This window comes from Aromatoleum evansii (assembly GCF_012910805.1).
GTDB lineage: Bacteria > Pseudomonadota > Gammaproteobacteria > Burkholderiales > Rhodocyclaceae > Aromatoleum > Aromatoleum evansii.
Genome location: NZ_WTVK01000001.1, coordinates 177665 through 190986, shown reverse-complemented (window position 1 = coordinate 190986; position 13322 = coordinate 177665). Strand labels below are relative to the sequence as shown.

14 protein-coding genes and 1 tRNA gene are annotated in these 13322 nt (G+C 61.8%); all 15 read right to left on the bottom strand.

Translation table 11 applies throughout. The annotated features are described in order from the left end of the window. Window positions 1-41: 41 nt before the first annotated feature. Window positions 42-1295 carry an NADH-quinone oxidoreductase subunit D gene (locus tag GO615_RS00985; protein WP_169125164.1) on the bottom strand — a complete coding sequence of 418 codons (1254 nt, stop codon included), beginning with the start codon at window positions 1293-1295 and terminating at the stop codon, window positions 42-44. Next, window positions 1288-1893, bottom strand: coding sequence for an NADH-quinone oxidoreductase subunit C (locus tag GO615_RS00980; protein ID WP_169125163.1), 606 nt, complete (start codon window positions 1891-1893; stop codon window positions 1288-1290). The genes GO615_RS00985 and GO615_RS00980 overlap by 8 nt, the downstream gene beginning before the upstream one ends. A gap of 14 nt (window positions 1894-1907) precedes the next feature. After that, window positions 1908-2384 (bottom strand): NuoB/complex I 20 kDa subunit family protein, encoded by a 477-nt coding sequence (locus GO615_RS00975; RefSeq protein WP_018992218.1) that lies wholly within the window; start codon window positions 2382-2384, stop codon window positions 1908-1910. A gap of 3 nt (window positions 2385-2387) precedes the next feature. Beyond that, window positions 2388-2762: an NADH-quinone oxidoreductase subunit A gene (ndhC, locus tag GO615_RS00970; RefSeq protein WP_050416614.1), complete on the bottom strand. Its 375-nt coding sequence runs from the start codon at window positions 2760-2762 to the stop codon at window positions 2388-2390. 89 nt (window positions 2763-2851) lie between these two features. Then, a tRNA-Leu gene (locus tag GO615_RS00965) sits at window positions 2852-2936 on the bottom strand. Between the two features lie 62 nt (window positions 2937-2998). Beyond that, a complete protein-coding gene (gene secG / locus GO615_RS00960) occupies window positions 2999-3358 on the bottom strand; it encodes a preprotein translocase subunit SecG (protein WP_169125162.1) in 360 nt (119 codons plus the stop codon). A 21-nt stretch (window positions 3359-3379) separates the two neighbouring features. Beyond that, entirely contained in the window at window positions 3380-4138 is a 759-nt protein-coding gene (gene tpiA, locus GO615_RS00955) for a triose-phosphate isomerase (RefSeq protein ID WP_169125161.1), read from the bottom strand. Between the two features lie 196 nt (window positions 4139-4334). Then, entirely contained in the window at window positions 4335-5120 is a 786-nt protein-coding gene (pstB, locus tag GO615_RS00950) for a phosphate ABC transporter ATP-binding protein PstB (RefSeq protein WP_169125199.1), read from the bottom strand. A 98-nt stretch (window positions 5121-5218) separates the two neighbouring features. Continuing rightward, entirely contained in the window at window positions 5219-6142 is a 924-nt protein-coding gene (gene pstA, locus GO615_RS00945; RefSeq protein ID WP_169125160.1) for a phosphate ABC transporter permease PstA, read from the bottom strand. A 10-nt stretch (window positions 6143-6152) separates the two neighbouring features. Beyond that, window positions 6153-7112: a phosphate ABC transporter permease subunit PstC gene (gene pstC / locus GO615_RS00940; RefSeq protein WP_169125159.1), complete on the bottom strand. Its 960-nt coding sequence runs from the start codon at window positions 7110-7112 to the stop codon at window positions 6153-6155. 66 nt (window positions 7113-7178) lie between these two features. Beyond that, window positions 7179-8171 (bottom strand): PstS family phosphate ABC transporter substrate-binding protein, encoded by a 993-nt coding sequence (locus GO615_RS00935; RefSeq protein WP_169125198.1) that lies wholly within the window; start codon window positions 8169-8171, stop codon window positions 7179-7181. Between the two features lie 158 nt (window positions 8172-8329). Continuing rightward, on the bottom strand, window positions 8330-9691 hold the full coding sequence (gene glmM, locus GO615_RS00930; protein WP_169125158.1) for a phosphoglucosamine mutase: 1362 nt from the start codon (window positions 9689-9691) through the stop codon (window positions 8330-8332). Between the two features lie 55 nt (window positions 9692-9746). After that, a complete protein-coding gene (folP, locus tag GO615_RS00925; protein ID WP_169125157.1) occupies window positions 9747-10580 on the bottom strand; it encodes a dihydropteroate synthase in 834 nt (277 codons plus the stop codon). A gap of 71 nt (window positions 10581-10651) precedes the next feature. After that, window positions 10652-12547, bottom strand: coding sequence for an ATP-dependent zinc metalloprotease FtsH (gene ftsH / locus GO615_RS00920; protein WP_169125156.1), 1896 nt, complete (start codon window positions 12545-12547; stop codon window positions 10652-10654). 121 nt (window positions 12548-12668) lie between these two features. Next, window positions 12669-13292 (bottom strand): RlmE family RNA methyltransferase, encoded by a 624-nt coding sequence (locus GO615_RS00915; RefSeq protein ID WP_169125155.1) that lies wholly within the window; start codon window positions 13290-13292, stop codon window positions 12669-12671. Window positions 13293-13322: the final 30 nt, after the last annotated feature.

Genomic DNA, 13322 nt, shown 5'->3' with positions numbered 1-13322 from the left:
CGTCTTCCCGGGTTGCCTGCCGACGTTTCAAGCTCAGGCGTTCAGCGGTCGATTTCGCCGAACACGATGTCCATGGTTCCGATGATCGCCACGACGTCCGCGATCATGTGGCCGCGCGCAATGTCGTCCATCGCCGCGAGGTGGGCGAAGCCCGGTGCGCGCATCTTCAGCCGGTAAGGCTTGTTTGCGCCGTCAGACACCGCATACACACCGAACTCGCCCTTCGGGTGCTCGACCGCCGCGTAGACTTCCCCCGCGGGGACGTGCATGCCTTCGGTGAAGAGCTTGAAGTGATGAATCAGCTCCTCCATGTTCGCCTTCATCCGCTCGCGCGGCGGCGGGGCAACCTTGTGGTTGTCGGCGATCACGGGGCCGGGGTTCTTGCGCAACCATTCGATGCACTGCTTGATGATGCGGTTGGACTGGCGCATCTCCTCCATACGGACGAGGTAACGGTCGTAGCAGTCACCCGTCTTGCCGACCGGCACGTCGAATTCGACCTGGTCGTAAACCTCGTACGGCTGCTTCTTGCGCAAATCCCAAGGCACGCCCGAGCCGCGCAGCATGACGCCGGTGAAGCCCCAGGCCTTCGCCTGCTCGGGCGTCACGACGCCGATGCCGACAGTACGCTGCTTCCAGATCCGATTGTCGGTCAGCAGCGTCTCGTAGTCGTCGCAGTAGCCGTTGAAACGGTTGGTGAAGTCCTCGAGGAAGTCGAGCATCGACCCCTGACGGCTCTCGTTCAGCTGACGAACCGTGTTGGCGTTCTTGAACTTGTTGACCTCGTACTGGGGCATGCGATCAGGCAGATCGCGGTATACGCCACCGGGACGATAGTACGCAGCATGCATCCGCGCACCGGACACCGCCTCGTACACATCCATGAGATCTTCGCGCTCGCGGAAGGTGTACAGCACCATCGTCATCGCACCGATGTCGAGCGCGTGCGTGCCAATCCCCAGAAGGTGATTCAGGATCCGCGTAATCTCGTCGAACATCACGCGGATGTACTGCGCACGAATCGGCACCTCGATTCCGAGCAGCCGCTCGATCGCCATGCAGTACGCATGTTCGTTGCACATCATGGACACGTAGTCGAGACGGTCCATGTAGGGCACCGACTGTATCCACGTGCGGGTCTCGGCAAGCTTCTCGGTTCCCCGGTGCAGCAGTCCGATGTGCGGGTCGGCGCGCTCGACGACCTCGCCATCGAGTTCAAGAACCAGGCGCAGCACGCCGTGCGCAGACGGGTGCTGAGGGCCGAAGTTGATCGTGTAATTGCGAATCTCAGCCATGGCCGACATCCCCGTAATTCTCTTCGCGCACGATGCGCGGCGTGTTTTCGCGCGGCTCGATCGTCACGGGCTGATACACAACCCGCCCCTGCTCCGCGTCATAGCGCATCTCGACGTACCCGGTGACCGGAAAATCCTTGCGGAACGGATGCCCCACAAAGCCGTAGTCGGTCAGAATCCGCCGCAGATCGGGGTGACCCGAGAACATGATCCCGTAGAGATCGAAGGTCTCGCGCTCGTACCAGTTCGCGCTCGGCCAGATCCCCACTACCGACTCAAGAACCGGGAAATCATCGTTGTCGGCGAAGACCTTCAGACGCAGACGCCAGTTCTTCGCAACCGAAAGGAGATGCACAGCAATCGCGAAGCGCTTTCCGCTCCAGGCACCATTCCCGTAGGTCGAATAATCGAGACCCGACACATCGACCAGTTCTTCGAAGCACAGGTCTGCGTGATCACGCAGGCACTGGGCCACGCCGAGATAATTTTCCGGCGCAACGTCGATGGTCACCTCACCACGATCGACAACAATCGACCGCAACTTGTCACCCAGGACCTCTTGCAGGACCTGGCTCAGACGCTCAAGTTTGGGACTCATAGATGAACCATCCGTCAGCGCGCGATGGTATTCGTGCGCTTGATCTTGTTTTGGAGCTGAATGATGCCGTAGAGCAGCGCTTCAGCGGTCGGCGGACAACCCGGAACATACACATCCACCGGCACGATGCGATCACAACCGCGCACGACCGAGTAGGAATAGTGGTAGTAGCCACCGCCATTGGCACAGGACCCCATGGAAATGACCCAGCGCGGCTCCGCCATCTGCTCGTACACCTTGCGCAGCGCGGGCGCCATCTTGTTGCAGAGCGTACCCGCAACGATCATCAGGTCAGACTGGCGCGGACTCGGCCGAAACACCACACCAAAGCGGTCCAGGTCGTAACGAGAACAACCGGCATGAATCATCTCGACTGCACAGCAAGCCAGACCGAAAGTCATCGGCCAGAGCGACCCCGTGCGAGTCCAGTTGATTACCGCATCAAGCGAAGTGGTTACAAACCCTTCGCGAAAGACGCCCTCAATACTCATGCATCACTCCCAGTCGAGCGCACCGTTTTTCCACTCGACGACATAACCGATGACCAGCACGGCAATGAAGACCATAACCGAACCGAATACGAACCACGCGACCTGACCTGCCGCAATGAATTCCTGGAACACCGTCGCCCACGGAAAGAGGAAGGCGATTTCGAGATCGAAAAGAATGAAAAGGATCGCAATGAGGTAGTAGCGCACGTCGAACTTCATGCGCGCATCTTCGAAGGCTTCGAAGCCACACTCATAGGGAGACAGCTTTTCGCTGCCGGGACGATAGGGCGCAACGAGTCGCCCCAGAATGACAGGAACAAGGCCGAAACCAAGCCCCACGAGGATGAACATCAGAACAGGAAAGTAGTTTTCCAGCATTGCGTGACACCCCGTATTGAATACAGATTGTTTTAGTTTTTTTTACCCACTGCATGAAAACGCCCGCTTTCGCGGGCGATTCAATATTCTGGTGCCGACGGTGAGACTCGAACTCACACGGCTTTCGCCACCACCCCCTCAAGATGGCGTGTCTACCAATTTCACCACGTCGGCACGTTTGTTACAGCTCGAAATTATACGACCTTTCCCGTATCCCGCAAAGCCCCAAGGGGAACTTATTTGGGGATCGACTGTGCCTTCGAATCATCCGCCGCGCCTGCAGGAGCTGCCTCGCCAGCAGGTGCGGGAGCCGTCACTGCAGCGTCCTGCATGATGCTGGCAGGCTTGGCGGTCGTGCCACTACTGAGGTAGCTGAGCCCGAGGCTGGTGAGGAAGAATACGGCGGCAAGCATGCCAGTCGTGCGACTGAGGAAATTCGCCGAACCGGAGGCGCCAAACACACTTCCCGATGCACCACTTCCGAACGCCGCACCTGCGTCCGCCCCCTTGCCATGCTGCATGAGAACCAGAGCAATGATGCCAAGCCCCACCAGCACATGAACGGTCAAGACAATGGAAAATAAGTAATTGCTCATAATATGACCTTGTTTTGAATCTCAACTGCCCTGCACGACCGTTGCCGCTCGACAGATTTCAACAAAGGACTGCGCATCGAGCGAAGCCCCACCGATCAAGCCTCCATCCGCATCCGGCAAGCCGAACAAGCCCCCCGCCGTCTCGGGCTTCACGCTGCCACCATACAGGATGCGACTGCGCTCAGGCGCGGATACATGCCCCCCCAGCCACCGCCTGACAAACCCCAGCACCGCCTGCACCTGCTCGACCGTGGCTGCACGCCCGCTACCGATCGCCCACACAGGCTCGTAGGCGAGCACGATTCGCTGCAGCGCCTCGGGCGACAGTGTGGCCGCCAGCGCATCGAGTTGCCGCAGGAGCACCTGCTCCGTCACGCCGGACTCGCGTTCAGCCAGCGTCTCGCCAATGCAGACGATGGGTATGACGCCGCCTTCGAGCGCCACACCCGCCTTGCGGGCCACCAACACATCCGACTCTCCGTGCAGCGCCCTTCGTTCAGAATGACCAACGATGACAAACCGCACGCCGAAGTCGCCGAGCATCGTGATGCTGACATCGCCCGTATAGGCGCCATCAGGGAATTCGCTCACATCCTGGGCGCCAAGCGCGACATCGCTGCCGCGGAGGATTTCGCCAACCTGGGAGAGATACGGAAACGGCGGACAGACCGCACAGTCTACGCCCGCAGGCACGGCACCCAGCAACTGGTCCAGCAGAGCACTGTTGCGCGCACGGTCGCCGTTCATCTTCCAGTTGCCGACGACTAGCTTTCGTTTCATGCACTGCGCCCCAGCCAAATTTTCGGATTGTATCTGCAGGCCTTCGCGAGGTAAAGAAAGGCTGCTTGACAAAGACAGAGAGGGACACTGAAACAGCGCCCCTCCCTTATGCAGCAAACTCCCGGCGAATCTCAGCGCGCCGCGCTCGGCCGCCGACAGGACGGGACGACAGCGTGCCGACCCGACTTCATCCGGCTCAGCCGAAACGTCCGGTGATGTAATCTTCGGTTTCCTTGCGCCTCGGATTGACGAAGATCTGGTTCGTTTCGCCGAACTCCATCAGTTCGCCGAGATACATGTACGCGGTGTAATCGGAGACGCGGGCGGCCTGCTGCATGTTGTGAGTGACGATGAGGATGGTGACCTTGTCGCGCAGTTCGTGGATCAGCTCCTCGATGCTGGCCGTGGCGATCGGATCGAGCGCAGAGGTCGGCTCGTCGAAAAGCAGGACTTCAGGCTGAGTGGCGAGACAGCGCGCAATGCACAGCCGCTGCTGCTGGCCGCCGGACAAGGCGGTGGCGGGATCGTGCAAGCGGTGCTCGACCTCCGACCACAGGGCCGCGCCCCGCAGCGCCTCACGGACGCTATCGTCAATCACGGAACGATTGCGCTCGCCCCGAATGCGCAGCCCGTAGGCGACGTTCTCGTAGATCGACTTTGGGAAAGGGTTGGGCTTCTGGAACACCATGCCGATGCGCATGCGCACTTCGATGGGGTCGACGGCGGGATCGAGCAGGTTGGTATTGTCCGGGTGCAGGCGGATCGTCCCCTCGTAGCGATTCCCCGGATACAGGTCATGCATGCGGTTGAACGTCCGCAAGAGCGTGGACTTTCCGCAACCGGACGGACCAATCAATGCCGTCACGCGCTTCTCGTGCACCGGCATGGAGATCGACTTGAGCGCCTTGAAGTCACCGTAATAGAAACTGAAGTTTTCCACGGACGCCTTCACGGGAACCCCGCCGGCATTGCGCGCAGCCATGTCGGAGGAATTCGGATTGCGTGCCTCACCCGAGGCAGCGCCGGCCTGCGCCGCGGTGTCCGCAGCGGCTTGTTCGCTCATTCGCATCGTAGCAACGCTTACCATTTGATGTCCTTGCGCACGTGGTAACGAATCCAGATAGAGACGGCGTTCATTGCCAAAGTCATCAGGACGAGGATAAAACCGGCTGCCGCAGCGTTTTGCTGGAAAGCCTCTTCCGGACGCGAGGTCCAGTTGAACATCTGGATCGGCATCACCGTGAAGCCCGACTTCAGCCACTCGAAGTTCACCCAGGGAAACTCGGGACCGATGGGCGACTCGGGGAGGAACGCGATGAAGGTGAGCGCGCCGATGGTGATGATGGGGGCCGTCTCGCCAATCGCTCGCGACATGCCGATGATGACGCCGGTCATGATGCCGGGCAGCGAGTAGGGAACGATGTGGTCGCGGGTCACCTGCCAGCGCGTTGCCCCCAGTCCGTATGCCGCCTCGCGGATGTGCAAGGGAATGGAGCGGATCGATTCGCGCGTTGCGACGATGACCACCGGCAGGATGAGCAGCCCGAGCGTCAGGCCGGCCGAGAGGATGCTCTGCCCGAAGCCGAAGGTGTATACGAACACGCCGAGCGCCAGCAGACCATACACGATCGACGGCACGCCGGCGAGGTTGGTCACATTGATCTCGATGATGTCGGTGAACAAGTTCTTCGGCGCATATTCTTCGAGGTAGATCCCCGCCGCTACGCCCAAGGGAACGGCCGAGACCGCCGTGACCAGCATCACAAGCAGCGACCCGACCCACGCCGACAGGATGCCCGCCTGTCCGGCACGGCGCGACGGGAAGTTGGTGAAGAAATCCGGGGAGATGCGCTCCCAGCCGGCAACGGCCATCTGGGCAAACAGCGCCACGAAGGTCAGCACGCCCACCAGCAATGCAAGGAAGCCTGCGACCGCGAACAGCACCTCGAGGCGCTTGTTGCGTCGGATGATCTTCCTGATCAGGGGAATGTCTTCTGCTTTCATGCCGTTCTTCTTAATATGCTTCGCGGAATCGACGGCGCACGACGTGCCCGACGAGATTCAGTGCGAGCGTCATGAGCATCAGGCTCAGGCCGGCCGCAAAAATCGACTGGTAGCCTATCGAGCCGTGCGGGAGATCCCCAAGGGCGACCTGGACGATGTAGGCGGAAATCGTCTGGGCGGGCTCGAGCGGATTGACGGTGAAGTTGGGCTGCATCCCCGCAGCGACGGCCACGATCATGGTCTCGCCCACAGCGCGCGAAATCCCCAGGATGTAGGCCGACAGGATGCCCGACAAGGCCGCCGGGAAGACCACCCGAAATGCGGTCTGCAAGCGGGTCGCCCCCATCGCGTAAGAGCCTTCGCGCATGCTCATCGGCACCGCGCGCATGGCATCCTCGGCCAGCGAGCTGACGTACGGAATGATGGCAATGCCCATGACGATGCCGGCGCCGAGCATGTTGAATCCCGACAGCTCCGGCATGATCAGCTGAAGCAGCGGAATCACGACCATGAGGGCGAAGTAGCCGTACACGATGGTGGGAATGCCGCCGAGCAGCTCAAGGAAGGGCTTCACGACCTCACGCACCGTCGGGCGAGCGAACTCCGAAAGGTAGATCGCAATCGTCGTTCCCAGCGGAATCGCAACGAGAAGCGCGACGACAGAAGTCGTCAGCGTGCCCGCGAGCAAAGGCAGAATCCCGTAGCGGGGCTCGGCGAACAGCGGGGTCCACATGGTATCGGTGAGGAAGGACCAGATCGACACGGTGCCGAAGAAATTCACCGACTCACTGACGAGCACCCAGATGATGCCGACGGTGGTCAGCACGGAGACGCACGCAGCCCCCAGGAGCAGGAGCTCGATGACGCGCTCCTTGAAGTTGCGCAGCGCCTTCTTCGCGAGCCGGTCGCTGACGGACAGCGGCCCATAGGGTGCAACGGTCACGGCACCACCGGAATTGGTTTCTTGCATTGGAGGCCTAGAACAACAAAGTGGCGCCCGGGCTGGACACCCGGGCACCGCATGCTTCAGACACGATCAGAGCTTGGCTTCGCGAGCCAGGAGTGCCTCGATCGTCACACCGACTTCAGCCTCGCCACCGAAAACGGTACCGAGTTTCTTCTTGTTGACGTGATCCAGGGCAATTTCGTATGCCTTGGCGGGAAGCGGAACGTACTTCACCTCGGTCGCAAGTTTGCTCGCATTCTTCAGATAGTAGGTGACGAAATCACGAACCTCCGCCTTTTCGAGGGACTTTTCCGCTACGTAGATGAAGATCGGACGGGACAGCGGATTGTACGAACCATCGAGCACGGTCGCAGCACCCGGCTCGACCGGCTTGCCTTCCTTGTTGACGATCGGCACGGCCTTCAGCTTGCCCTGGTTCTCGGCGTAATAGGCATAACCGAAGTAACCGATCGCATTGACGTCGCGGGAGACGCCCTGCACCAGCACGTTATCGTCCTCCGACGCTGTGTAGTCACCGCGCGAGGCCTTCGCCTTGCCGACGATCGCCTCCGTGAAGTAGTCAAAGGTGCCCGAATCGGACCCGGCACCAAACAGCTTGAGCGGCGCATCCGGGAAGGAGGGATCGACCTGCTTCCAGCTCTTGATGGTGCCCTGCGCGCCCGGCTCCCAGATCTTCTTCAGCTGCTCGACGGACAGCTGCTTGATGAATGCGTTCTTGGGATTGGCCACGACGGTCAGCGCATCAAAGGCAACCGGAAGCTCGATGTACTTGATCCCGGCCTGCGAGCAGGCCTCCATTTCCTTCTTCAGGATGGGGCGCGAGGCGTCGGCGATGTCGATCTCCCCGCGGCAGAACTTCTTGAAACCACCACCGGTCCCGGAGATGCCAACCGTGACCTTCACTGCACCTTTCTTTGAGGACTGGAAGTCCTCGGCGACCGCCTCGGTGACCGGGAACACGGTGCTCGAACCGTCGATCTTGACCAGCGACTGCGCATGCGCGGCCTGCGCTCCCAGTACGAGGACGGCGGCTGCGAACGCAGTCTGCTTGAAACCCGACATAGTGAATCTCCAGTGAATGAACCGAGTCATTGCCCGAACCGGATGCACCTGGCCAAGTCGGCATGGCATGCCGATAGCTCGGCCGGCCCGGTGCATTCCGAAGTGCGCCCACTTTAGTTGCGACACATTTCAGGAATGTGACAGTTCATATACCGGGATTAATATTGCGCGACGGTGGCCTTCGCGACGCAGTCTGCGATCTCGCGTGCAAGCCCCTCGACCTCGCCCCCATCCTGCCCTTCCACCATGACCCGCAGCAGCGGCTCGGTCCCGGACGGACGAAGGAGCACACGACCGCGGCTTCCCAGCCGCGCTTCTGCGTCCCTGGCCGCCGCGGCGATACCGGCATGCGCCTGCCAGTTGAATCCGGCCGGAAGCTTCACGTTGATCAATTTTTGCGGATAGAAGACGAGGTCGGAACATGCCTCCGCAAGGCTCTTGCCCGTGAGCTGCAGGGCCGCGAGGACCTGAAGCGCGGAGATGATGCCGTCTCCGGTGGTGTGGCGATCGAGACAGATGATGTGCCCCGAGTTCTCCCCGCCGAGCTTCCAGCCCTTCTCCTGGAGCATTTCGAGGACGTAGCGGTCGCCGACCTTCGCCCGGGCAAAGGGAACACCCAGCCTGCCGACGGCATGCTCGAACCCGAGGTTGCTCATGAGGGTGCCCACGACTCCATCCAGACGCCCCTGCGCCCGTTGCGCCGATGCGATCACGTACAGCAGCTTGTCGCCGTCGTAGAGTTCACCGCTGGCATCGACCATCATGAGACGGTCGCCGTCGCCGTCGAGCGCAATACCGAGATCCGCCTTGTTGGCCAGAACTGCGGCGCGCAGGTGTTCCGGCGAGGTAGCGCCACAGCGCTCGTTGATGTTGAGTCCGTTGGGCTCAACTCCCACCGAAACGACTTCGGCACCGAGCTCATGAAAGACGCTGGGCGCGATCTGGTAAGCCGCACCATTGGCACAGTCGAGCACGATCCTCAGTTCGCGCAGATCGAGCTCGTTCGGGAAGGTGCTCTTGCAGAATTCCACGTACCGACCCGCGGCATCGCCAATGCGCCTCGCCTTGCCGAGCCTGGCGGACTCCGCACAGCCCATGGGCTGCTCGACGCGCGCCTCGATCTCCATCTCCACGGCGTCGGCCAGCTTGCTTCCGTCAGCCGAGAAAAACTTGATCCCGTTGTCGTAATAGGGGTTGTGTGATGCAGAAATCACCACTCCGGCCTGCAGGCGCAGGGCGCGCGTGAGGTAGGCCACGGCGGGGGTCGGAACAGGGCCTGCGAGCAACACGTCGACACCGGCGGCAGCAAAGCCCGCCTCCAGCGCGGCTTCGAGCATGTAGCCCGAAATGCGGGTGTCCTTGCCGATCAGCACGGCCGGACGATCGCCTCGCGGGAGTTGCTCCCGCCCGACAAGCGTCACGCCCGCGGCGTAACCGAGTCGCATCACGAAATCAGGGGTTATCGCGGATTCACCGACCTTGCCACGGACTCCGTCAGTCCCGAAATATTTGCGCGCCATGACTGCTTCCGATCACAAAAAAGGGAATTATCGCATCCCAGGCGGCCCCCGCCGCTCAGGATGCGCCGAAGCGCACCGCCTCCCACACCGCGACAGCGTCGCGCGTCGCCGCAACGTCGTGAACGCGCACGATGCGCGCGCCGCGCTCGATGGCGACCAGGGCGGCAGCGACACTGGCGGTAGTGCGCTCGTCAACGCCGCGCCCGGTGATCGCGCCCAGCATCGACTTGCGCGAAACGCCGATGAGCAGCGGATAGCCGGTCGCGAGAAAGCGATCGAGTGCCCGCATCAAGGCGAGATTGTGCTCGAGCGTCTTGCCGAAGCCGAAACCGGGGTCGAGCAGGATGCGCGCCCTGGCGACGCCCTGTACCTCAAGCGCATGCACTTGGTGGAGCAGGAAATCGATCACCTCCCCGACGACGTCGTCGTAGCGAGGGGCCGCCTGCATGCTGCGCGGCTCGCCCTGCATGTGCATGACGCACAAGGCTGCATCGGAATCACGCACCGCCTCGACTGCCCCGGGCGTGCGGAACCCGTTGATATCGTTGATCAGGCTTGCGCCCGCGGCAAGTGAAGCACGCATGACGGCGGGCTTCACGGTGTCGATCGAGACCGGAACGGGCCAGTCGGCCAAGCGCTCGACCAGCGGGATGACCCGGTCGAGCTCCTCCTGTTCGGAGACCGATTCGGAACCGGGTCGGGTCGACTCTCCGCCGATGTCCAGAATATGCGCACCGGCCGCGACGGCGTTCTCGCAGCGTCTCAGGGCGGCATCGAGATCGTGTCCCAATCCGTCGCCGCTGAACGAATCCGGCGTCGTGTTGATGATGGCCATGATGCGCGGGCGCTCGAGATCGAGATCGAACCGCCCGCACTTGAGAACCGCCATTTTCTTCTCCTGAAAAAGAATCGGGCCGACTCGTGTCGGCCCGATTCGGTTCGTTTCAATAGTCGATCGGATCAGGCTGCGGGCGCTGCCGCCGTCGGTGCGGCACCGGGCGCATCATCGTCGCGCGAACGCCGGATCGACTGTGAAGTGGGCTTGGGCGCGCGGGGAGCCTGCCCTTCCATGATGTCGTTGATCTGGTCGGCATCCAGCGTTTCCCATTCGAGAAGCGCCTTGGTCATCGCCTCGATCTTGTCGCTGTTATCCTCGATCAGGCGGCGCGCCAGTGCGTACTGCTGGTCGATGATGCGACGAATCTCGGCGTCCACCTTCTGCATCGTGGCTTCCGAGACGTTGCGGTGAGTCGTCACCTGCCGCCCCAGGAAGATCTCCCCCTCTTCCTCGCCATACACCATGGGGCCGAGGTTGTCGGACATGCCCCACTGGGTCACCATCCGCCGCGCAAGATCGGTGGCGCGCTGGAAGTCGTTGGAAGCCCCGGTGGTCATCTGCTTCATGAAGATCTCTTCGCAGATGCGGCCGCCGAACAGCACGGCAATCGTCTGCAGCAGCCGTTCGCGATCCTGGCTGTAGCGGTCGGACTCGGGCAGCTGCATGGTCACACCCAGTGCGCGGCCGCGCGGAATGATCGTGACCTTGTGCACCGGATCGGTCTTGTCGAGCAGCTTGGCGACGACCGCATGACCCGACTCGTGGTAGGCGGTGTTGCGACGCTCTTCCTCAGGCATGACCATGGAGCGGCGCTCGGAGCCCATCATGATCTTGTCCTTGGCGCGCTCGAAATCCTCCATGTCCACCAGGCGCTTGTTACCGCGGGCGGCGAACAGAGCCGCCTCATTGACCAGGTTCGCGAGATCGGCACCGGAGAAACCGGGGGTGCCGCGGGCGAGCACGACCGGCTCGACATCCGGCGCGATCGGAACCTTGCGCATGTGCACCTTGAGTATCTGTTCGCGACCACGGATGTCAGGCAGCGGAACGACGACCTGGCGGTCGAAGCGCCCCGGACGAAGTAGCGCCGGATCGAGCACGTCGGGGCGGTTGGTGGCCGCAATCACGATCACTCCGGTCTGCCCCTCGAAACCGTCCATCTCGACCAGCAGCTGGTTGAGCGTCTGCTCGCGCTCGTCGTTGCCGCCGCCCATGCCGGCACCACGCTGGCGACCGACGGCATCGATCTCGTCGATGAAGATGATGCACGGGGCGTGCTTCTTGGCCTGCTCGAACATGTCGCGGACACGCGCGGCACCGACACCGACGAACATCTCGACGAAGTCCGAACCGGAAATCGAGAAGAAGGGAACCTTCGCCTCACCGGCGATGGCCTTCGCAAGCAGGGTCTTGCCGGTACCAGGCGAGCCTACCATCAGGACGCCCTTCGGAATGTGGCCCCCCAGCTTCTGGAACTTGGACGGATCGCGCAGGAAATCGACGAGCTCGGACACTTCTTCCTTGGCCTCGTCGCAACCGGCGACATCGGCGAAGCTCAGCGAGTTCGCCGACTCGTCGAGCATGCGCGCCTTGGACTTGCCGAACGAGAAGGCACCACCGCGCCCGCCACCCTGCATCTGGCGCATGAAGAACACCCAGACGCCGATGAGCAGGAGCATCGGGAACCAGGACACGAAGATGCTCATCAGGAAGGACTGTTCCTCCTCGGGCTTCGTCGCATTGACGGCCACGCCCGCGCGGATCAGGTCGGACACCATCCAGATGTCCTGCACGCCGGGAGTGTAGACCGTTATCTGGCGGCCTTCCTGCGTGGTCGCGCGCACGAGCCGACCATCGACCGTCGCCTTCGCGATGCGACCGGCCTTCGCCTCCTCGAGGAACTGGGAGTATTCCATCGTGTTGGTCGAGACCTGGCGCGAATTGAACTGGTTGAACACCGTCATCAGCACTACGCCGATGACCATCCAGATCGCGAGATTCTTGAAGAGATTATTCAACTTCTTTCCTTATGTGCCCGTAGGGGGGGCAGCGAAACATTGACCCATTCTAGTGGCGAACGTTCCGCTGCGTAAACCAATGGCCACGATCAACACAGCCAATCGGCACCGCAGGCCCGACTCAGTCCGCCTTGCGCTTCAGCCCGAGGAGATAAACCTCGGCGCTGCGGTCGCGCGAGGCCTTCGGCTTGCGTACCTGGAGCGTGGCAAAATGGCGCTGGATCTCGCTGCGGAACTCCATGAACCCGGCGCCCTGGAACACCTTGATGAGGAAATTGCCGCCAGGCTTCAGGTGCCGCGCCGCAAAATCGAGCGCCAGTTCGCCGAGGTGGATCGAACGCGCCTGATCCACGGTGTCGATACCCGACATATTGGGGGCCATGTCGGAAAGTACAAGGTCGACGGGCTCACCCGCGAGTCGGCTTTCGAGGTCGGCCAGCACGACATCTTCCTGAAAGTCGCCCTGGATGAACTCCATGCCCGGCAGGGGCTCGACAGGAAGAAGGTCGAGCGCGAACACGCGCCCGGCCCTGCCTACACGCTGCAAGGCGACCTGCGTCCACGACCCCGGGGCCGCACCGAGATCGACAACGACCATGCCGGGACGCAGCAGGTGATCCTTGTCGTCGATCTCCATCAGCTTGTATGCGGCACGCGAACGGTAGCCTTCGCTCTTGGCACGCTGCACGTAGGCGTCGTTCACATGCTCGTGCATCCATGCCTTGCTGGTCTTGGTCCTAGTCATGGGAGTAGAATCCATGCCCCTGAAAGATTT

Excerpts from the sequence above, each read along its gene's own strand:
- pstB (WP_169125199.1), bottom strand. The coding sequence starts at position 5,120 with ATGGCTGCGCGCAATGCCGGCGGGGTTCCCGTGAAGGCGTCCGTGGAA.
- pstA (WP_169125160.1), bottom strand. The coding sequence starts at position 6,142 with ATGAAAGCAGAAGACATTCCCCTGATCAGGAAGATCATCCGACGCAAC.
- ndhC (WP_050416614.1), bottom strand. The coding sequence starts at position 2,762 with ATGCTGGAAAACTACTTTCCTGTTCTGATGTTCATCCTCGTGGGGCTT.
- glmM (WP_169125158.1), bottom strand. The coding sequence starts at position 9,691 with ATGGCGCGCAAATATTTCGGGACTGACGGAGTCCGTGGCAAGGTCGGT.
- secG (WP_169125162.1), bottom strand. The coding sequence starts at position 3,358 with ATGAGCAATTACTTATTTTCCATTGTCTTGACCGTTCATGTGCTGGTG.
- GO615_RS00975 (WP_018992218.1), bottom strand. The coding sequence starts at position 2,384 with ATGAGTATTGAGGGCGTCTTTCGCGAAGGGTTTGTAACCACTTCGCTT.
- GO615_RS00985 (WP_169125164.1), bottom strand. The coding sequence starts at position 1,295 with ATGGCTGAGATTCGCAATTACACGATCAACTTCGGCCCTCAGCACCCG.
- folP (WP_169125157.1), bottom strand. The coding sequence starts at position 10,580 with ATGGCGGTTCTCAAGTGCGGGCGGTTCGATCTCGATCTCGAGCGCCCG.
- GO615_RS00980 (WP_169125163.1), bottom strand. The coding sequence starts at position 1,893 with ATGAGTCCCAAACTTGAGCGTCTGAGCCAGGTCCTGCAAGAGGTCCTG.
- GO615_RS00935 (WP_169125198.1), bottom strand. The coding sequence starts at position 8,171 with ATGTCGGGTTTCAAGCAGACTGCGTTCGCAGCCGCCGTCCTCGTACTG.
- tpiA (WP_169125161.1), bottom strand. The coding sequence starts at position 4,138 with ATGAAACGAAAGCTAGTCGTCGGCAACTGGAAGATGAACGGCGACCGT.
- GO615_RS00915 (WP_169125155.1), bottom strand. The coding sequence starts at position 13,292 with ATGACTAGGACCAAGACCAGCAAGGCATGGATGCACGAGCATGTGAAC.
- pstC (WP_169125159.1), bottom strand. The coding sequence starts at position 7,112 with ATGCAAGAAACCAATTCCGGTGGTGCCGTGACCGTTGCACCCTATGGG.